This is a genomic window from Pseudomonas sp. TCU-HL1, from assembly GCF_001708505.1.
Taxonomy (GTDB): Bacteria; Pseudomonadota; Gammaproteobacteria; order Pseudomonadales; family Pseudomonadaceae; genus Metapseudomonas.
The window spans coordinates 5,469,785-5,486,040 of the sequence record NZ_CP015992.1 but is presented as its reverse complement, the minus strand read 5'-3'; the positions used below and the strand labels follow the sequence as shown (position 1 = coordinate 5,486,040).

At 66.3% G+C, this 16,256-nt stretch carries 19 protein-coding genes; 6 read left to right on the top strand and 13 right to left on the bottom strand.

Annotated elements, in window-relative coordinates; translation table 11 throughout:
- Positions 1 to 14: 14 nt before the first annotated feature.
- From THL1_RS25210 to THL1_RS25180, 7 genes are all read right to left on the bottom strand, one after another.
- Positions 15 to 482 carry an aminoacyl-tRNA deacylase gene (locus tag THL1_RS25210; protein WP_069085793.1) on the bottom strand — a complete coding sequence of 156 codons (468 nt, stop codon included), beginning with the start codon at positions 480 to 482 and terminating at the stop codon, positions 15 to 17.
- A 163-nt stretch (positions 483 to 645) separates the two neighbouring features.
- Positions 646 to 1,143: a GNAT family N-acetyltransferase gene (locus THL1_RS25205; protein WP_083246009.1), complete on the bottom strand. Its 498-nt coding sequence runs from the start codon at positions 1,141 to 1,143 to the stop codon at positions 646 to 648.
- A 7-nt stretch (positions 1,144 to 1,150) separates the two neighbouring features.
- On the bottom strand, positions 1,151 to 1,711 hold the full coding sequence (locus THL1_RS25200) for a DUF4136 domain-containing protein (protein ID WP_069085792.1): 561 nt from the start codon (positions 1,709 to 1,711) through the stop codon (positions 1,151 to 1,153).
- A gap of 160 nt (positions 1,712 to 1,871) precedes the next feature.
- Positions 1,872 to 2,471 carry a DUF4136 domain-containing protein gene (locus THL1_RS25195; protein WP_069085791.1) on the bottom strand — a complete coding sequence of 200 codons (600 nt, stop codon included), beginning with the start codon at positions 2,469 to 2,471 and terminating at the stop codon, positions 1,872 to 1,874.
- Positions 2,472 to 2,482: 11 nt separating this feature from the next.
- Complete coding sequence (locus THL1_RS25190) at positions 2,483 to 3,232, bottom strand: methyltransferase domain-containing protein (protein WP_069085790.1); 750 nt, start codon at positions 3,230 to 3,232, stop codon at positions 2,483 to 2,485.
- On the bottom strand, positions 3,229 to 3,531 hold the full coding sequence (locus THL1_RS25185; RefSeq protein ID WP_069085789.1) for a MazG-like family protein: 303 nt from the start codon (positions 3,529 to 3,531) through the stop codon (positions 3,229 to 3,231). The genes THL1_RS25190 and THL1_RS25185 overlap by 4 nt, the downstream gene beginning before the upstream one ends.
- 54 nt (positions 3,532 to 3,585) lie before the next feature.
- Positions 3,586 to 4,440 carry a MaoC family dehydratase gene (locus tag THL1_RS25180; protein WP_069085788.1) on the bottom strand — a complete coding sequence of 285 codons (855 nt, stop codon included), beginning with the start codon at positions 4,438 to 4,440 and terminating at the stop codon, positions 3,586 to 3,588.
- Positions 4,441 to 4,611: 171 nt separating this feature from the next.
- Between THL1_RS25180 and THL1_RS25175 the strand changes: the two genes are divergently transcribed.
- Entirely contained in the window at positions 4,612 to 5,604 is a 993-nt protein-coding gene (locus THL1_RS25175) for an AraC family transcriptional regulator (protein WP_069086630.1), read from the top strand.
- Between the two features lie 218 nt (positions 5,605 to 5,822).
- Here THL1_RS25175 and THL1_RS25170 read toward each other — a convergent pair whose 3' ends face one another.
- Positions 5,823 to 7,178, bottom strand: a complete 1,356-nt coding sequence (locus THL1_RS25170) for a 3-oxoacyl-ACP reductase (protein ID WP_069085787.1) — start codon at positions 7,176 to 7,178, stop codon at positions 5,823 to 5,825.
- Between the two features lie 165 nt (positions 7,179 to 7,343).
- Here THL1_RS25170 and THL1_RS25165 point away from each other — a divergent pair, with 165 nt between their 5' ends.
- A complete protein-coding gene (locus THL1_RS25165; protein ID WP_069085786.1) occupies positions 7,344 to 8,621 on the top strand; it encodes an acetyl-CoA C-acetyltransferase in 1,278 nt (425 codons plus the stop codon).
- Positions 8,622 to 8,718: 97 nt separating this feature from the next.
- Here the strand turns inward: THL1_RS25165 and THL1_RS25160 are convergent, their stop codons facing one another.
- The 3 genes from THL1_RS25160 to THL1_RS25150 form a co-directional block, all read right to left on the bottom strand.
- Positions 8,719 to 9,921: an ISL3 family transposase gene (locus THL1_RS25160; RefSeq protein ID WP_145928262.1), complete on the bottom strand. Its 1,203-nt coding sequence runs from the start codon at positions 9,919 to 9,921 to the stop codon at positions 8,719 to 8,721.
- Between the two features lie 163 nt (positions 9,922 to 10,084).
- Positions 10,085 to 10,423, bottom strand: a complete 339-nt coding sequence (locus tag THL1_RS25155; protein ID WP_069085785.1) for a hypothetical protein — start codon at positions 10,421 to 10,423, stop codon at positions 10,085 to 10,087.
- Positions 10,424 to 10,625: 202 nt separating this feature from the next.
- A complete protein-coding gene (locus THL1_RS25150) occupies positions 10,626 to 11,660 on the bottom strand; it encodes a bile acid:sodium symporter family protein (RefSeq protein WP_069085784.1) in 1,035 nt (344 codons plus the stop codon).
- 82 nt (positions 11,661 to 11,742) lie between these two features.
- Between THL1_RS25150 and THL1_RS25145 the strand changes: the two genes are divergently transcribed.
- Positions 11,743 to 12,537 (top strand): AraC family transcriptional regulator, encoded by a 795-nt coding sequence (locus THL1_RS25145; RefSeq protein WP_069085783.1) that lies wholly within the window; start codon positions 11,743 to 11,745, stop codon positions 12,535 to 12,537.
- Positions 12,538 to 12,669: 132 nt separating this feature from the next.
- Here THL1_RS25145 and THL1_RS25140 read toward each other — a convergent pair whose 3' ends face one another.
- Both THL1_RS25140 and THL1_RS25135 read right to left on the bottom strand, forming a co-directional pair.
- On the bottom strand, positions 12,670 to 12,951 hold the full coding sequence (locus tag THL1_RS25140) for a DUF2218 domain-containing protein (RefSeq protein WP_069085782.1): 282 nt from the start codon (positions 12,949 to 12,951) through the stop codon (positions 12,670 to 12,672).
- An 11-nt stretch (positions 12,952 to 12,962) separates the two neighbouring features.
- Entirely contained in the window at positions 12,963 to 13,604 is a 642-nt protein-coding gene (locus THL1_RS25135) for an NAD(P)-dependent oxidoreductase (RefSeq protein ID WP_069085781.1), read from the bottom strand.
- Positions 13,605 to 13,705: 101 nt separating this feature from the next.
- Here THL1_RS25135 and THL1_RS25130 point away from each other — a divergent pair, with 101 nt between their 5' ends.
- The 3 genes from THL1_RS25130 to bfr all read left to right on the top strand — a co-directional run bounded on the left by THL1_RS25130 (position 13,706) and on the right by bfr (position 16,097).
- Positions 13,706 to 14,599, top strand: a complete 894-nt coding sequence (locus THL1_RS25130) for a LysR family transcriptional regulator (protein ID WP_069085780.1) — start codon at positions 13,706 to 13,708, stop codon at positions 14,597 to 14,599.
- 72 nt (positions 14,600 to 14,671) lie between these two features.
- The gene (locus THL1_RS25125) at positions 14,672 to 15,565 is read left to right on the top strand and encodes a PA4780 family RIO1-like protein kinase (RefSeq protein WP_069085779.1); all 894 of its coding nucleotides are present in this window, start codon (positions 14,672 to 14,674) and stop codon (positions 15,563 to 15,565) included.
- A gap of 67 nt (positions 15,566 to 15,632) precedes the next feature.
- The gene (bfr, locus tag THL1_RS25120; RefSeq protein ID WP_069085778.1) at positions 15,633 to 16,097 is read left to right on the top strand and encodes a bacterioferritin; all 465 of its coding nucleotides are present in this window, start codon (positions 15,633 to 15,635) and stop codon (positions 16,095 to 16,097) included.
- The last annotated feature ends 159 nt before the right edge of the window (positions 16,098 to 16,256 follow it).

Below are 16,256 nucleotides of genomic sequence, written 5' to 3'. Positions count from 1 at the left end.
TTCACCTTGTGCAGCTACTCGCAAAACTTCCCTTTTTTCGCGTCGGGCATCAGTGCCATGTACTGCGTGCCGCTCATGTGCACGAGTTCGTCGTGGCGGCCGGATTCGAAGTAGATGTCCGGCTGTTCGGTGAGCGACTGGTCAACCAGGGTGTCCAGGCCGAAGAGGTTGCCGACGGCGGGAATGGCGCCGACGTCGCAGTTGGCGAAGCGTTGGCCGAAGTCCCGTTCGTGGACCAGGCGCCAGTGGCGGTGGGTGAGTCTGCGGACTTTTTCCAGGTCGACATGGCGCGAGGCAGGTACCACGGCCATCAGCCAGTGGCCCTGGAAGTCGTCGAGGATTACGGGCTTGGCCATCTGCTGTGGCGGCACGCCGGCGCGGCGGGCGGCTTCGCGGGTGGTCATGGAGGCGGCGTGGTTGAGCACGTCGAAGCGGGTCTGGTGTTGCATCAGGCTGTTTTGCAGCTGGGTGATCATGGTCATGGGACACCTCCTGCCAGGCGCTGGCTTGTCGCTCCCGGTAAGCCTGCGGTGCCGGCACACAAGGAGGAGCCTCCCGCTCCCCACCCGGCACCGGTGCGAATCGGTGCCTTGTGGATAAGTTTAGTGGCGGGATGTGCGGCGTGGTTGCAAGGTGCCGACCGGCTCAATCCATGAGGGGTTTGTCCATCTGCACCAGAGCGACGCGGCGGCCGTCCTGGGCCTGGCGTTCGACGATGGCGCGCGGCTGGTAGCCGAGGTGGGTGTAGAGCAGCAGGCCGCCAGCGTTGGCGTTGAAGCAGGACACCTTCATCACTTTGGCCTTGTACTGCGTGCGGGCCTGGTGCTCCATCGCTTCGATCAGGTACCGGGCCACGCCCTGGCCGCGTGCCCAGGGCGCCACCATCATGTTGCCCAGGGCGCAGGAGTCGCCGTGTTGCCATTGGTAGAAGTTGGCGAAGCCTGCGACCTTGCCGTCCAGCAGGGCGACGGTGCTGCCGCGGCGTTCGGCCATGGCGGCGGCGAGTTGGCCCACGGTGAGCGGCCAGCTCGCCTTGGGGTAGGCGAAGAAGAGCTCGTCCGCATCCTGGGGGAAGCGGACGACTTCGTGGAGGTCTTCGGCACTGGCGGGGCGGTGTTGCAAATGGGCATTCAAGACGGGCATGGGGTCCTCAGTGCGGCGGGTATTGGGCGATCACCTTGGCGACCGTTTCGCGGATGGCGGCTTCACGCTCGGCGGGGCTCGGCGGCGCGCTTTGCATGACCTGTTCGGCGCTGCCGCGCCAGACCAGTTTGCCGTCCTTGCCGTCGTAGAGGTCCACCTGGATGGTGGCCACCTTGTAGTTGTAGGTGCGGGTTTCGGTATAGGCCGGGCCGCCCATGTAGCCGCCTCCCCAATAGCCGCCCCAGTAGCCGCCGTAGTTGTAGCTGGTCTGCTGCTGGCGTTCGTCGACGATCAGCCAGGACTGGACGTTAAGGTCGGCCTTGCCGTTGGCGGCCGGGCGCAGGCCGCGCTGGTCGAGCTGCTGGCCAACGGCCTCGCGGATGCGTTGCTCGGTGAGGTCGCTCTTGATACGCGGATCGTCCGGGCGGTACTGCAGGGCAGGTTCCTTCCAGCTCCAGCTGCGGTAGGCGCCGAAGTCGCGGGTACGGTCGTAGTCGCGGGTCACGTCGTAGCTCTGGCAGGCGGCCAGGAACAGGGCGGTGGACAGGAGTAGCGTGCGGCGGATCATGGTTGAATCTCCTCTGCCGGATGTCCTATCCAAGCGCAAGCCAGAGCGGTCGGCAAGGGGATTCTTGGGGCATTTGCGCGGGGCGTTTTGCCCTCACCCCCACCCCCTCTCCCAGAGAGAGATGGGGTGGGGGTGAGGGATGTTGGACCCGTCTGGGACTTCAATACGGCGGATAGTCGTCCAGGGCTTCTTTCACCGCCTGCCGCAGCGCCGCCGCGCCATCGGAGCGCTCGCCGTTGGCATAGGTTTCGCCGCTGCCGCTCCACACTGGTTGGTTGTCGCGGGCGTCATAGAGCTGCAGGTAAACCACCGCTACTTGTTCTTCGTAGGTGCGCACGACGGGCACGGTGGCCCAGGCGCCGTATTGGTCGCGCCAGGGTCCGCTGCCGTAGTAGGCGCCGCCGTAGTCGTCGTACTGCCGCAGGCGCCGTTCGTAGCGCAGGCTGGCGCTCACCTTGAGGTCGGCCTGGCCAGGGCTGCGGGCCTGGCGCAGGCCGTGCTGGTCGAGGCCTGCGTTGACCATGTCGGCCATCTGTTCGGGGGTTGCCCAGTTGTTGCCGGCGGGCATCTGGCCGTCGAGCCAGGTCCAGCTGCGGTAGCGGCCGAAATCGCGCGGTGGCGCGGGGTAGGCGCTGCTGTCGAAGGCGGTCGCCGCGCCCGGCGGGGCGGGCGGCAGCGGGCGGGATTCGGCCGTGTACGGGTTGGGGCTCTGGCAGGCGCCAAGCAGCAGTGCGACGGCGAGCAGGGCGGGCAGTTTCATGGGGCCTCCGTTCAGAGCGGCCGACAGATCCAGTGCAGATAGCGGCCAAGTCCCTGGTAGCTGGGGTGGCGGCGGTAGGCGAGTTCCATTTCCAGCAGGTCCACCAGCTCGGCCTTGGCCTGGAACTCCTGGGGCATGTAGTCGTGGAATACCCGCACGCCGCTCTGCTTTTCGACCTGCCAGTGGCCTTGGAGTTGCGCCGCCAGGTCGCGCGGGTCCAGCGGTTGCTGCGGGGTCAGGCTCTGCCCCTCACCGGCGAACTTGTGCTTGCGCAGCTTGCGGAAATGGCCTTTGAGCAGGTTGCGGTAGATCAGTGCGTCCTTGTTGTAGAAGGCCAGCGACAGCAGCCCGTCCTCGGCGGTGAGCTGGTGCAGGACGGGCAGGATAGCGTGCGGGTCGGCCAGCCACTCCAGCACGGCGTGGCAGAGCACCAGGTCGTAGGGCTCGGTGAGCTGGCCGAGGAGGTCCTGCCAGGGCGCCTGGATGAAGGTGGCTGCCTGGCCGGCTTCGGCGAAGCGCTGGCGGGCGCCTTCGAGCATGGGGTCAGCCGGTTCGGCGAGGGTCACCTGGTGACCGCGCTCGGCCAGCCAGAGGGCCATGTGGCCCAGGCCGGCGCCGACATCCAGGACGCGCAACGGACGGTCGGGCAGGACTTCGGCCAGGTCGGCCTGGAGTACCGCGAGTCGGATGGCGCCCTTGGCGCCGCCATAGATCTTTTCGGCGAAACGGGTCGCCAGTTCATCGAAGTGGCGGTCGCTCATGTGAAGCGCCTTTCGCTGTCGGCGAGCTTGGCGCGCACCACGGCGTCCATGTCCAGGCCAAGTTCTGCGCAGAGCAGCAGGAGGTAGAGAACGATGTCGCCCACTTCCTGGCCCGCGTGGGCGAGTTTTTCGGGGGGCAACTGGTGCGACTGCTCTTCGGTCAGCCACTGGAAGATTTCCACCAGCTCGGCCATTTCCACGCTGGCGGCCATGGCCAGGTTCTTTGGACTGTGGAATTGCCGCCAGTCGTTGTGGTCGCGGATGGCATGCAGGCGGGCAGTGATTTCGTCGAGGTTCATGGGGCTCTCCTTGGAGCCGCTAATGGTCCCGCCGCCCGCCCGCCGGTGCAAGGGTCAGGCGAGTGGGCGCCAGCTTCCGGCCATGTGCGGGGTGTCGCCCTTGCCGCGCAAGGCAAGCTGGCCTTCCGGCGCGGCGGCGCTGGCGTACAGGGTGACTTCGCCAGGCAGCAGCACGGGCTTCTGGAAGCGCACGTCCAGCTCGTAGCCGGCGGCGGGGAGGTGGATTTCCAGGGCGGCCAGGCAGCGGGCCTTGTTCCACAGCCCATGGGCGATGGCGCGGGGGAAGCCGAACAGCCTGGCGCTGGCCGCTGAAAGGTGAATGGGGTTGTAGTCGCCGGCCACGCGGGCGTAGCGCCGGCCGATGTTGGCGTCGGCGTACCACTGGTCCAGATGCTCCAGCGGCAGGCTCTCCACGACGGCGCGAGGTTCAGGCCCGCCGGGCAGGCGAAGACCACGGAACAGGATACGGCTGTCACCTTCCCAGACCAGGCCGAGCTGGTCCTCCAGGCGAGTAATCAGGCTGAAGGTGGCGCCCTTCTCGTGGGGCTGCAGGTTCTCCACCTGCACGCTGGCCGTGAAGGGGCCGAGGCCGCCGAGGGGGCGCAGCACGCGGATGCGGTTTTCCAGGTGCACCAGGCCCAGCAGGGGGAGGGGGAAGCGCGGGTCGGTGAGCAGGCGCATCTGCAGCGGGAAGGCGAGGATATGGGGGTAGGTCGCCGGCAGCAGGCCCTTGTCACTGAAGCCGCAGACACTCCGGTAGCGCGCCAGATGGCCGGGGTCGACACTCACCGGGCAGCGGATGCCCAGCTCGGGCAAGGCCTTGCCGCGTGCGCCACGGCGCACGGCCGCGCGGGCGAACAGGCCGGGAAGGGCGGGGGGAGCGGACAGGTCGAGCCATTCGGTGGCCATGCGGGATCTCCTTGAGGCGAATGGGGCTCAGCATAGCCACCGGCGTCGGGCGTGCATTGGCCGACCGTCCCGGGACTGCGGCAGGGCAGTCAATCGTGGAGCCTTGAGTGCCGGCGGCAAAGCTGCATAAGATGGCCGCGCCTCGCAGACAATAAGAAATCCCTGACAATGATGCGTGATCTGACCGACGATGTGGCGCTGATGCGCCCGGTGATCGACGCCCTGCGTGCCAGTGGCACCGACCCGGACAAGGTTCTGGTTCGTGTGGGCCTGCCGCCTGGCGGACTGCCCGCAGGTCGTTTCCCCCATGCCGCGCAAGGCCAGTTCTGGAAGGCCGCCGCCGCCGAGTGTGGCGAGGAGCATGTGGGCCTCTATCTGGCCGGACACTTGCCGGCGTTCCACGGACTGCTGCTCGAGTACCTGTTCCTTTCCAGCGGCACCTTTGGCGAGGGGCTGCACCACGCCCTGCGCTATGTGCGACTGCTCTCCGACACCCTGAGCGCGAAGCTGGACGTGGAGGGCGAGCGCGCCGTGCTTTCCTTCGGCCAGCACTCAGGCAGCAGCCGGCACTTCCCGGAAATGCTCGCCGGCGCGGTAATCCGCTTGTTCCATGCCCTGACCGAGGGCCAGTTCAAACCCCATGAAGTGCAGCTGATGCATGCCGAAGGCGCGCCCGCCGAGCGTTACCAGGCGGTCTATGGCTGCCCGGCAACCCTGGGCGCCAACCGCTATGCGCTGATTTTCGATGCGGACGTGCTGGACAAGCCCTCGCGCCATGCCGCGCCGGACCTGTTGCGCATGCATGAGTCCCTGGCCCGTCGGCAATTGGCCGAAGTGGAACGCCTGGACCTGGTACGCCAGGTGCGTGAGCTGATCGGCGAACTGCTGGTGGATGGTGGCGCGACCCTGGAGCAGGTGGCGGCCCGCCTGAACATGCCGGCTCGTCGCCTGCGCGAGCGCCTGGCCATGGCCGGCGTGCGTTTCAACGACCTGGTCACCGACTACCGCTGCCGGCTGGCCAAGGAGCTGCTGCTGAAGACCGACGAGCGCATCGAGGTGATCGTCGAGCGCACGGGCTTCTCCGAGCCCAGCACGTTCTACCGGGCGTTCAAGCGCTGGATGGGGGAGACGCCGGTGGAGTTCCGGCGCAAGGGCAAGGGCTGAAAACGCATACCTGTGGGAGCGATTTCAATCGCGATGGACAGCGCAGCGGCCCCCACAATGCGCCTGCCGAACCCGTAGGATGGCGTGGAGCGAAGCGATACCCATCAGTCAGTCAGGATCGGGGCATGGCCATGTTGGGCTTCGCTTCGCTCTGCACCAACCTACGGCAGACCTTCGGCCTGCTTGGCGAATAAATTCGCCCCCACAGAGGTGCCATCTCAAGCCCCCAGCAAACTCTGCCCGCACACCCGCATCACTTGGCCGGTCAAGGCGCCGGAGCCGGGTTGGGCGAACCACGCCACGGCTTCGGCCACGTCCTGGGGCAGGCCGCCCTGGTTCATGGCGTTCATGCGCCGGCCGGCTTCGCGGATGGTGAAGGGGATGGCGGCAGTCATCTGGGTTTCGATGAAGCCCGGTGCCACGGCGTTGATGCTGATGCCACGCTTGCCCAGCAGCGGCGCCCAGTTCTGCGCCAGGCCGATCACCCCGGCCTTGCTTACTGCGTAGTTGGTCTGGCCCAAGTTGCCGGCGATGCCGCTGATGGAGGCGATCAGCACCACGCGGCCGTTGTCGTGCAGCTTGCCGGCGTCCAGCAGGGCCTGGGTGAGTACCTGGGGGGCGCGCAGGTTGACGTTGATCACCGAGTTCCAGAAGTCGTCGCTCATCTTGGCGAGCGTCTTGTCGCGGGTGATGCCGGCATTGTGCACCAGGATGTCCACGCCTTCGCTCAGCGCCTCCACCAGTTGGCTGGCGGCGTCCTCGGCGGTGATGTCCATGGCCACGCCGCGGCCGCCCAAGCGCGCGGCGAGGCCGTCGAGGGCGTCCCTGGCCTGGGGCACGTCCAGCAGCACCACATCGGCGCCGTCGCGGGCCAGGGTTTCCGCGATGGCGGCACCGATGCCGCGCGAGGCGCCGGTGACCAGGGCGCGCTTGCCGGCCAGCGGGCGGGTCCAGTCCTGCACGTTCTCGGCGCAGGCCGTCAGGCGCAGCACCTGGGCCGAGACGTAGGCGCTCTTGGGCGAGAGGAAGAAGCGCAAAGCGCCCTCAAGCTGATCTTCCGCACCCTTGCCCACGTAAATCAGCTGCACAGTGCCGCCCCGGCGGATTTCCTTGCCCAGGGAGCGGGTGAAGCCTTCCAGGGAACGCTGCACGCTGGCGGCCACCAGGTCCTTGGTGGATTCCGGCGCGCGGGCCAGGACGACCACCTTCGGGCACGTGCCCAGGCCCTTGATGGTCGGCTGGAAGAAGTCGCGCAGTTCGATCAGTTGCTCGAAACGGGTGATGTGGCTGGCGTCGAATATCAGCGCCTTGAGCTTCGGACCGTGCTCGGCGGTCCAGCGCGGCAGGCCGAAGCGGTCGTCCTGATCGGCGAAGTTCTGGTCGGTGAGCTTGTGAAGGACGGCGCTGGCGGCCTCGGCCAGGGGACCGGAGCCGCCCAGCAGCAGGGCACCCTCCACCGGCCGTGCGCGGCCCGCCATCCAGCGCTCCAGGCGCACCGGCGCCGGCAGCCCGAGGGCCCCAACCAGGCGCCGACCGGTGTCGGAGTTGGCGAAAGCGAGGTAACGGTCGTTCATGGGGTAGCGCTCCGGCTGGTCAATCGAAAGTGAGTCCACTCTACGCAGGCGCAGGTTTCGCGCAATTGACCGCGCTGACCCGTCGGCCGGCAAGGCGGCCAATCCAGGCGTCTAGTCTTGTACCCGACACTGCAACCTGCCAACCCTCACCCGCAAGGAGTCACCATGGCCCAGCTTCGCCGGGTCGCCATCGTCGGCGGCAACCGCATCCCCTTCGCCCGCTCCAACACCGTCTACGCCACGGCGAGCAACCAGGACATGCTGACCAGCGCCCTCGAAGGGCTGGTGGAGCGCTTCAACCTCCACGGCGTGCGGGTTGGCGAGTTCGCTGCGGGCGCGGTGCTCAAGCATTCCCGCGACTTCAACCTGGCGCGCGAGTGCGTGCTGGGCTCGCGTCTGGCCCCGGAAACCCCGGCCTATGACATCCAGCAGGCCTGCGGCACCGGCCTGGAGGCGGCGATACTGGTGGCCAACAAGATCGCCCTGGGGCAGATCGACAGCGGCATCGCCGGCGGCGTGGACACTACGTCCGACGCGCCCATCGGCGTGCATGAGGAGCTGCGCAAGATCCTGCTGGAAGCCAATCGCGGCAAGACCACCGGCGACAAGATCAAGAGCCTGTTGAAGGTGCGCCCGCGCCACCTGGCGCCGCACATTCCGCGCAATGGCGAGCCGCGCACGGGGCTGTCCATGGGCGAGCACTGCGAGCTGATGGCGCAGACCTGGGCCATCCCCCGCGACGAGCAGGACCAGCTCGCCATCGCCAGCCACCAGAAGCTGGCCGCGGCCTATGCCGAAGGCTGGCAGAACGACCTGATGAGCCCTTTCCGTGGCCTGAACCGCGACCAGAACCTGCGCCCGGACATCAATGCCGAGAAGCTGGCGAGCCTGAAGCCGGTGTTCGAGCCTGGCCCGCGCGGCACGCTGACGGCGGCCAACTCCACGCCGCTCACCGATGGCGCTTCGGTGGTGTTGCTGGCCAGCGAGGACTGGGCCAGGGCGCGCGGGCTGCCGATCCTCGCCTACTTCAAGGACGGCGAAGCGGCGGCGGTGGATTTCGTCAGCGGCGAAGAGGGGTTGCTGATGGCGCCGGCCTATGCAGTGCCGCGCCTGCTCGCACGCAACAACCTGTGCCTGCAGGACTTCGACTACTACGAGATCCACGAAGCCTTCGCTGCCCAGGTGCTCTGCACCCTCAAGGCCTGGGAGGACGCCGACTACTGCAAGACTCGCCTCGGCCTGGACAAGCCGCTGGGGGCCATCGAGCGCAGCCGGATGAACGTCAAGGGCAGCTCCCTGGCCGCCGGCCACCCCTTCGCCGCCACCGGGGGGCGCATTGTCGCCAACCTGGCCAAGCTGCTGTCGGTGGCCGGAGAGGGGCGCGGGCTCATCTCGATTTGCGCGGCCGGCGGACAAGGTGTGACCGCGATCCTGGAAAAGTAATCCAATACCCGTGGCTGCAAGTCATCGCGGCCACGCGATGTAAGCAACTCCGTGATTTAGGGCGGCCCGCAATGTCGGGGCCGCCCTTTTTTTTGGTTCATCGCGCTTTCCCGGGGAAGGCGGCCTTGATTTTCAGGAAGAAGTAGGCCGAGTCCCGGAAGCCATAGGCCATGCGTTTGATCACCTTGATGCGGTTGTTCACCCCCTCCAGAACACTGGTGTGCATGGGGAAGCGAGCACTGGCGAGGATGCCCCGAGCGTATTTGCGCAGGTTGCGCGCAAAGCGCTGTAGCGGTGCGAGGCCGCTTTCCTGGGCATGTCGCAGCCAGGCCCGCCAGCGCCGCCAGCCTTCCCGCACGCAGGGGGCGTACCAGACTTCCTTCAGAGCATCCTTGAGCACATAGACAGTAGCCAATGGCTGGTTGGCGTCGAGGAGCTCCTGCAACTGCACGGCCTGTCCGTCCTTGAGGTTTTCGCGATTGCGCAGCAACAGCCAGCGGCTTTGCTTGACCACCTTGCGCGCCGGTTTGTCTTCGCGCAGGAGGTTGGCTTGGTCGACCCGGATACGGTCGATCACGTCACGACCGTAGCGCGCCACCACATGAAACAGGTCGTATACCACTTCGGCCTGCGGGCAGTGCTGCCGCACTTCCAGGTCGAAAGCGGTGTTCATGTCCATGGCCACCGCCTCAATCTGCTGGCAGTGCTCGCCGAGTAATTCGAAGAACGGGCGGATCGCCTCACGGCTGTTGCCGTGCCCCACCCACAGCACCCGCGTGCGCTCGGCATCCATGATCACCGTGGCGTAGCGATGGCCTTTGTGCAGGGCGAACTCGTCCATCACCAGCCGACGCACCTCGCCTGGCTCAAACGCGCCAACCGAGGCTTCCAGGCGGCGCTTGTCGAGTGTCTTGAGGGTGTGCCAGTGCAGGCCGGTGAGGCGGCTGACGTGGCTGATCGGCAACAGTTGCAGCAAGCCCTCGAGCCAGACTCGCAAGCGCTGGGTCAGGCGGGAGGCTGGCTCCAACCAGTCAATCCGTTCGGTCACCCGCCCACAATCCAGGCAGTCGACGCGGCGCACCGGCAGTTGGAGCAGCACACGCTGATCCAGCAGGTCACGGTCACGCACCTGACGAATTCGCCGCTCGTGGATCAACGGACTGGGCTTGGCACACCGGCTGCAAATCGGTAAGTGCTCGGCCAGGGGCTCAAGACTGATTAGCAGGGTGTCGTGAGTGGCTTGGCGACAGGCGACGACCGCGTAGCCTGGCCAGAAAGCAGCAAGATCAATAGGATGCACGGCGGCAGCAGGGAGTGGGGGTTGGTTCGTTTGGCGACTGCCAATCTACCCACTTTCCTGACTGTCAACTCGCTCTTTCCCCAGAATCCGCGAAGAACCTTTTTTTTGTCCGGTCGCGCGCGGCGCTCCGTATCTGCGGCGGGCAGCGGCCAGGCGGAAGCCCTCAGCCATCGATCAGCGCGCCACCTTTGACGATCTTCACCCACTGGTGGCGCTCCAGGCGCACCGGGTCGCGGCCAGTGATGCTCCAGCCCTGGTCCAGCAACTTGTCGATGTGTTTGCGCATGGCGTGGAAGCCGCGCCTTTCCTTCGGCACATCCCGGCGGTGCTTGACCACCACCCACTGGCCGGCCACGTACTCGATCCAGGGCGCCTGGGGCGGCTCCTTGAGGTCGGCCCTGGGCGGCAGTCTGTTCTTGAAGGCGGCTTCAAGGCCCTCTTCGGGAAACAGCAACTCGTTAACGCTCTGCTCGGGTTCGTACAGCAGCCTGGAGTCAGTCATTCGAATGAACCTCCCTATCGCACGATTGCGTTCGGACGCATGCAGCCGTCCCGGCCTGCACCGGGTGTTTCACCGTTGCAACACAGCTTGAGCAATGGCTGTGCCACAAGTGTGAAGACGCTCTGGGGCGGACTTTTTGGGCGGGATGGGGCGTTTGCGAGGGAAGCGAGTGGGGATTCGGACTCAAGAATGGGGGCAACCCTCACCGCCCGTTGGGGGTGGGGGGAATGCCTGAGGCGGTGCCGGCTGCCAGGGCGTGGCCGCGAAGGGAGTGGCGCTCGGCCATCACCGCGCAGACGATCAGCTGCATCTGGTGGTAGAGCATGATCGGCAGCAGGATCAGGCCCAGGGCGGGGCTGGCGCCGAAGATGATGGCGGCCATGGGCGCGCCGGCAGCCAGGGATTTCTTGGTGGCGCAGAACACTGCGGCGATTTCGTCTTCATGGTTGAAGCCGAGGCTGCGCGCCGAACGGGTGGTCAGCCAGAGCATCAGGGCCAGCAGCAGGGCGCAACCGACGAAGGCCAGCACCAGGGTTTCCGGGCCTTGCTGCTGCCAGACGCCGCCGGCCACCGAGTCGCTGAAGGAGGCGAACACCAGCAGCAGGATCACCAGCTTGTCGAACACCCCGGTGTATCGCTTGTAGCGGGTGAAGAACCGGCCCCACAGCGGGCGCAGCGCCTGGCCCAGTACCAGCGGCAGTAGCAGCAGCAGGCTGAGGTCGAGCAGCGTCTCACCGAGGTCGATGCCGCCGTTGGCGTCGGCCACCAGGCTGATCAGCCAAGGCGTCAGGAATACCCCCAGCAGGCTCGACAGGCTCGCATTGAGAATGGCCGCCGGCACGTTACCGCCAGCGCTGCCGGTCAGTGCCACGGAGGACGAAATGGTCGAGGGCAGGGCACAGAGGTAGAAGAAGCCGAGCATCAGCATCGGCGGGATCTGCGTGCCCAGAAGTTTGTCAGCCGCCAGCCAGAGCAGCGGGAAGATGGCGAAGGTGAAGAGTTGCACCATCACATGCAGGCGCCAGTTGCCCAGGCCCTTGCGGATCTGCTCGGTGGAGAGGTTGATGCCGTGGAGGAAGAACACCAGGAAGACCCCGGCGTTGATCAGGCTGCCGGCATGCAGGGTACCGCCGTGCTTGCCGACGTTGGGGAACAGGCAGGCCAGGGTGACCGCCAGGAGCATGCCGCCGAGGAACCAGTCGGTGACCAGGCGTTTCAGGGGTTTGAGTGCCGACATGGGGCCTCCGTTTCTTGTGCGAACTTGAGGCCGGAGACTAGCGGGCGCAGAATCCGACCGTCTAACGACATGGGATCAACAGATGTCGCCAAACGGACAACATGATCTGCAGCGCCAGATTCCCCGGCTCGAGCAGTTGCCGCGCCCCCTTTATGCCCGTGCCGAAAGCCTGCGCGCCGGTTCCTGGACCGCCCGCCACAGCCACGACTGGGTGCAGCTCTCCTACGCCATCAGCGGCGTGCTGGGGGTGCATACGGCTGAGGGCAGCTACTACGCACCGCCGCATTGGGCGATCTGGGTGCCCTCCGGGCTGGAGCACGAGGTGGTGACCTCGATGAACGCCGAAATGCGCAGCCTCTATGTGCGCCGCGATGCCAGCGACTGGGCACCGGAGCGTTGCCGGGTGCTGGAGGTGACGCCGCTGGCGCGGGAGCTGATCAAGGCGTTCTGTGAGCTGCCGGTGGAATACCCCGAGGCTGAAGGCCCCGAGACGCGGCTGGTGGCGGTGCTGCTGGACCAGCTCCGGGCCCTGCCCGAGGCCGGGTTCTCGTTGCCGATGCCGGCGGAGGCACGCCTGTTGCGGCTGTGCAGCGCGCTGGTGGCGCAGCCTGACCTGGGCCACGGCCTGGGGGAGTGGGCGGCGCGGCTGAACACGTCGGAAAAGACCCTGACCCGTGCCTTCCAGCGGGAAACCGGGCTGAGTTTCCGGCAGTGGCGTCAACGCCTGCGCCTGCTCGCCGCCTTGCAGCCCCTGGAGGGCGGTACCAGCGTCACCGAGGTGGCCCTGGCGAGCGGGTACGAATCACCGTCGGCCTTCATTGCGGCCTTCAAGGGGTTGTTCGGGGTGACGCCGGGGGAGCTGTTCCGGGCGGGGTAGGGGAGCTGTATAGGTTCAGTTCGTAGATTGGTGCGGGCGGCGTTCCGCTAGAGCGAAGCGAAACCCAACGAAGGCGCTGGGACTGTTGGGCTTCGCCGAGCTCAGACCAACCTACAGGCAGGTGCCCCGTGGTCATCGCCACTCGAGTGTCAGCTCCTCCTGCCACGCCACGCGGACGAAGTGGCTGCCGACGATATCTTTCAGGCGTTCCAGGCCCTCCGGAGTCTGGCCTTCCACGGCCAGGGTCAGGCCGTCGCCTTCGGCGCGCAGCAGGCCGAGGCCGAGGTCGAACTCGATGCGGCCCTGCACGTCGTCGTAGCTGACGGGAACCCGGTGGGCGAAGTGCTTGCACAGGCGGGTGATGTAGCGTGCGGGGGTAGGGGTGGCGACGTGGGCGGATGCGCTCAGGGTCATGGGCAGTCTCCTCAGTAGCCGACGGTGAAACGTTGGCGGATGTGTTGGGGCTGTTCCAGCTCGTCGATGATCGCCACGGCCAGGTCCGCCACCGAGATGCGGGCCGGGTGCTCGCCGTCCATCAGTAGCTGGTCGCCGCCGACGCGGAAGCGGCCGGTGCGCTCGCCAGGCTGCAACAACGCGGGCGGGGAAATGAAACTCCAGTCCAGGCTGCTTTCTTCGCGGATCAGGTTGAGCGCCTGGCGCGCGCCTTCGGCGCCTTCCTTGTACTCGGCTGGGAAGTCGGGCGTGTCGATCAGTTGCAGGTTGGGCGCGACGTACAGGCTGCCCGCGCCGCCCACCACCAGCAGGCGCCTGATGCCTGCCTGCCTGACACCGGCGAAGATGGCCCGTGTGCCCTTGATGAACAGCTCGCGAATCTTCGCCTCGCCCCAGCCCGGGTTGAAGGCGTGCACCACCGCGTCATGCCCGGCCACGGCCTGGGCGATGGCCGCAGCGTCATAGGCGTCGCCTTTCACGGCGGTGAGGAGGGTGTGTTGCGGCAGCTTTTCCGGATGGCGAACGATGGCGGTCACCTGGTGGCCGCGCTGCAGGGCTTCGGTCAGTACGGCGGCGCCGACGAATCCGGTGGCGCCGATCAGGGCGATGTTCATGTGCATCTCCAAGGTGGGTTGCGAGGTGCTGCATAATCGCTGCTGGATAATAGGCGGAAAAAGTGCCATCAGGTGCTTTAACAATTAAGCGGAGCTTACGAATGGAGCAGCTCAAGCGCATGGCGGTGTTCGCCACGGTGGTGGAGCGCGGCAGCATGGTGGGGGCGGCCGAGGTGCTGGGCATGACGGCTTCGGCGGTCAGCCAGCAGATTCGCAAGCTGGAGGAGGAAACCCAGGTCAGCCTGCTGCACCGCACGACCCGCAAGCTGACCCTGACCGAGGCGGGCGCGGTGTTCTACAAGAGCTGCGCCCAGGTGCTGGCGTTGGCGCAGCAGGCCGAGCAGCGCCTGGCCGAGCTACGCGATGCGCCGGTGGGCGAACTGCGGATTGCCGCGCCGGTGGGCTTCTCCACCGGCATGCTGACCGAGGCCCTGGCTCCGCTGCTGGAGGCCCATCCCGGGCTGAGCCTGCAGTTGTTCTTCCATGACGAGCAGATCGACCTGGTGGAGCAGCGCATCGACCTGGCCATTCGCGTCGGTCGCCAGGAAGATTCCAGCCTGGTGGCACGACACCTCGCCGACTGGCCGGCGGTGCTCTGCTGCGCACCGGCTTATCTGGCTCGCAGCGGGCCGATCCGCCGCCCCGAGCAGTTGCTCGCGCTGGACTGGATCAGCCTCAACGGCGAGCGCCAGCAGCATCAACTGACCTTCACCGGTCCCGACGGGGAACAGCAGCGCTTGCGCCTGGAGTGCCGGGTGGGCTGCAACAACATCCTTGGCGTGCGCAGCTTCACCCTGTCAGGCATGGGCCTGTCGTTGCAGCCGGAACCGGAAGTTCGCGAAGAACTGGCCAGCGGCCGCCTGTTGGCGCTGTTGCCGGAGTGGCAATTGCCGCCGGTCGGACTCTATATCGTCACCCCGCGCCGCGATGCCCTGCCGGCCAAAGTACGCTACGCCATCGAAGCCTTGCGTCACGGTCTATCGCGTCGTGGATAGCCGTGAGCGAGGGCATGCCGTATAACGTCGGCCCAGTGTTCCCATTCTTTACAGGCGACCCGTTACACCCGCATGAAAACCCCGAAACGCCTTGAGCCACTGCTGGAAGATGGCCTGATCGATGAAGTCCTGCGCCCGCTGATGAGCGGCAAGGAAGCCTCCGTCTATGTGGTTCGCTGTGGCAGTGAGCTGCGTTGCGCCAAGGTCTACAAGGAGGCCAACAAGCGTGGCTTCCGCCAGGCCGCCGAGTACCAGGAGGGGCGCAAGGTTCGCAACAGCCGCGATGCCCGGGCCATGGCCAAGGGCTCGAAGTACGGCCGCCGCGAGCGTGAAGATGCCTGGCAGAACGCCGAGGTGGCCGCGCTGTTCCGCCTCGCCAATGCCGGGGTTCGGGTGCCCAAGCCTTACGACTTCCTCGATGGCGTGCTGTTGATGGAACTGGTCGGCGACGGCGAGGGCGATGCCGCACCGCGCCTCAACGATGTCGACCTGACGCCCGAGGATGCCCGCGAATTCCATGGGTTCATGATCAGCGAGATCGTCAAGATGCTCTGCGCGGGCCTGATCCATGGCGACTTGTCCGAGTTCAACGTTCTCCTCGACCCTTACGGCCCGGTGATCATCGACCTGCCCCAGGCGGTGGATGCCGCGGGCAACAACCATGCTTTCCGCATGCTCGAGCGTGATGTCGGCAACATGTCCGCCTATTTTGGGCAGTTCGCTCCTGAACTGACGTACACCCGCTATGCGAAGGAAATGTGGGCGCTGTTCGAGGAAGGCAAACTGACCCCGGAAACCCCGCTCACCGGCGAGTTCGCCGAGTCCGAGGATTCCGCCGACCTGGATGCCGTGATGCGTGAAATCAAGGCCGCCCTGGCCGACGAGGCTCGCCGCCAGGCTGCCCTGGCCGAGCAGGACGCGCCAGTCGGGCGGGAGGAACCGACGCCACCGTGGATGCAAGGCTGAGGCCGACTTGACCTGATCGGATCGGCGCACGATCCTTGCTCATTGCTTTTTTTCAGGAGATGGGCAGATGCAAGGCCAAGCCGAAGTGGTGGAATACCTCAAGGACCTGTTGCGTGGCGAACTGGCCGCCCGGGACCAGTACTTCCTGCATTCGCGGATGTACCAGGACTGGGGCTTCAACAAGCTGTTCGAACGCATCAATCACGAGATGGAAGAAGAAACCCAGCACGCCGACGCCTTGCTGCAGCGCATCCTCTTCCTGGAAGCCACTCCGGACATGCGCCCGAAGACCATCCATCCGGGCCACACCGTGCCGGACATGCTGCGCGCCGACCTCAAGCTGGAGTACGAAGTGCGTGCCGCGCTGAGCAAGGGCATCACCCTGTGTGAGAAGCACAAGGACTACACGAGCCGCGACATCCTCGCCGCCCAGCTCAAGGACACCGAGGAAGACCATGCCTACTGGCTGGAGCAGCAGCTCGGCTTGATCGACCGTGTTGGCCTGCAGAATTACCTGCAATCCCAGGCGTGATGGTCGTGGATTGAACGAGAGGGCCGCTTGCGGCCCTTTTTGTTTGGGTGTCGTTCCGCCGCCTTTCGCGAATGAATTCGCTCCTACAGGGTAAGGCGTCACCGGTAAGCACGGAGTTGCTGGCGTGAGTCACCCCTCTACCTTTGGGGCGAATCAGGC

Bases quoted from the DNA above. Each gene is read 5' to 3' on its own strand.
- THL1_RS25210 (WP_069085793.1), bottom strand. From the start codon at position 482: ATGACCATGATCACCCAGCTGCAAAACAGCCTGATGCAACACCAGACC.
- THL1_RS25205 (WP_083246009.1), bottom strand. From the start codon at position 1,143: ATGCCCGTCTTGAATGCCCATTTGCAACACCGCCCCGCCAGTGCCGAA.
- THL1_RS25200 (WP_069085792.1), bottom strand. From the start codon at position 1,711: ATGATCCGCCGCACGCTACTCCTGTCCACCGCCCTGTTCCTGGCCGCC.
- THL1_RS25195 (WP_069085791.1), bottom strand. From the start codon at position 2,471: ATGAAACTGCCCGCCCTGCTCGCCGTCGCACTGCTGCTTGGCGCCTGC.
- THL1_RS25190 (WP_069085790.1), bottom strand. From the start codon at position 3,232: ATGAGCGACCGCCACTTCGATGAACTGGCGACCCGTTTCGCCGAAAAG.
- THL1_RS25185 (WP_069085789.1), bottom strand. From the start codon at position 3,531: ATGAACCTCGACGAAATCACTGCCCGCCTGCATGCCATCCGCGACCAC.
- THL1_RS25180 (WP_069085788.1), bottom strand. From the start codon at position 4,440: ATGGCCACCGAATGGCTCGACCTGTCCGCTCCCCCCGCCCTTCCCGGC.
- THL1_RS25175 (WP_069086630.1), top strand. From the start codon at position 4,612: ATGCGTGATCTGACCGACGATGTGGCGCTGATGCGCCCGGTGATCGAC.
- THL1_RS25170 (WP_069085787.1), bottom strand. From the start codon at position 7,178: ATGAACGACCGTTACCTCGCTTTCGCCAACTCCGACACCGGTCGGCGC.
- THL1_RS25165 (WP_069085786.1), top strand. From the start codon at position 7,344: ATGGCCCAGCTTCGCCGGGTCGCCATCGTCGGCGGCAACCGCATCCCC.
- THL1_RS25155 (WP_069085785.1), bottom strand. From the start codon at position 10,423: ATGACTGACTCCAGGCTGCTGTACGAACCCGAGCAGAGCGTTAACGAG.
- THL1_RS25150 (WP_069085784.1), bottom strand. From the start codon at position 11,660: ATGTCGGCACTCAAACCCCTGAAACGCCTGGTCACCGACTGGTTCCTC.
- THL1_RS25145 (WP_069085783.1), top strand. From the start codon at position 11,743: ATGTCGCCAAACGGACAACATGATCTGCAGCGCCAGATTCCCCGGCTC.
- THL1_RS25140 (WP_069085782.1), bottom strand. From the start codon at position 12,951: ATGACCCTGAGCGCATCCGCCCACGTCGCCACCCCTACCCCCGCACGC.
- THL1_RS25135 (WP_069085781.1), bottom strand. From the start codon at position 13,604: ATGAACATCGCCCTGATCGGCGCCACCGGATTCGTCGGCGCCGCCGTA.
- THL1_RS25130 (WP_069085780.1), top strand. From the start codon at position 13,706: ATGGAGCAGCTCAAGCGCATGGCGGTGTTCGCCACGGTGGTGGAGCGC.
- THL1_RS25125 (WP_069085779.1), top strand. From the start codon at position 14,672: ATGAAAACCCCGAAACGCCTTGAGCCACTGCTGGAAGATGGCCTGATC.
- bfr (WP_069085778.1), top strand. From the start codon at position 15,633: ATGCAAGGCCAAGCCGAAGTGGTGGAATACCTCAAGGACCTGTTGCGT.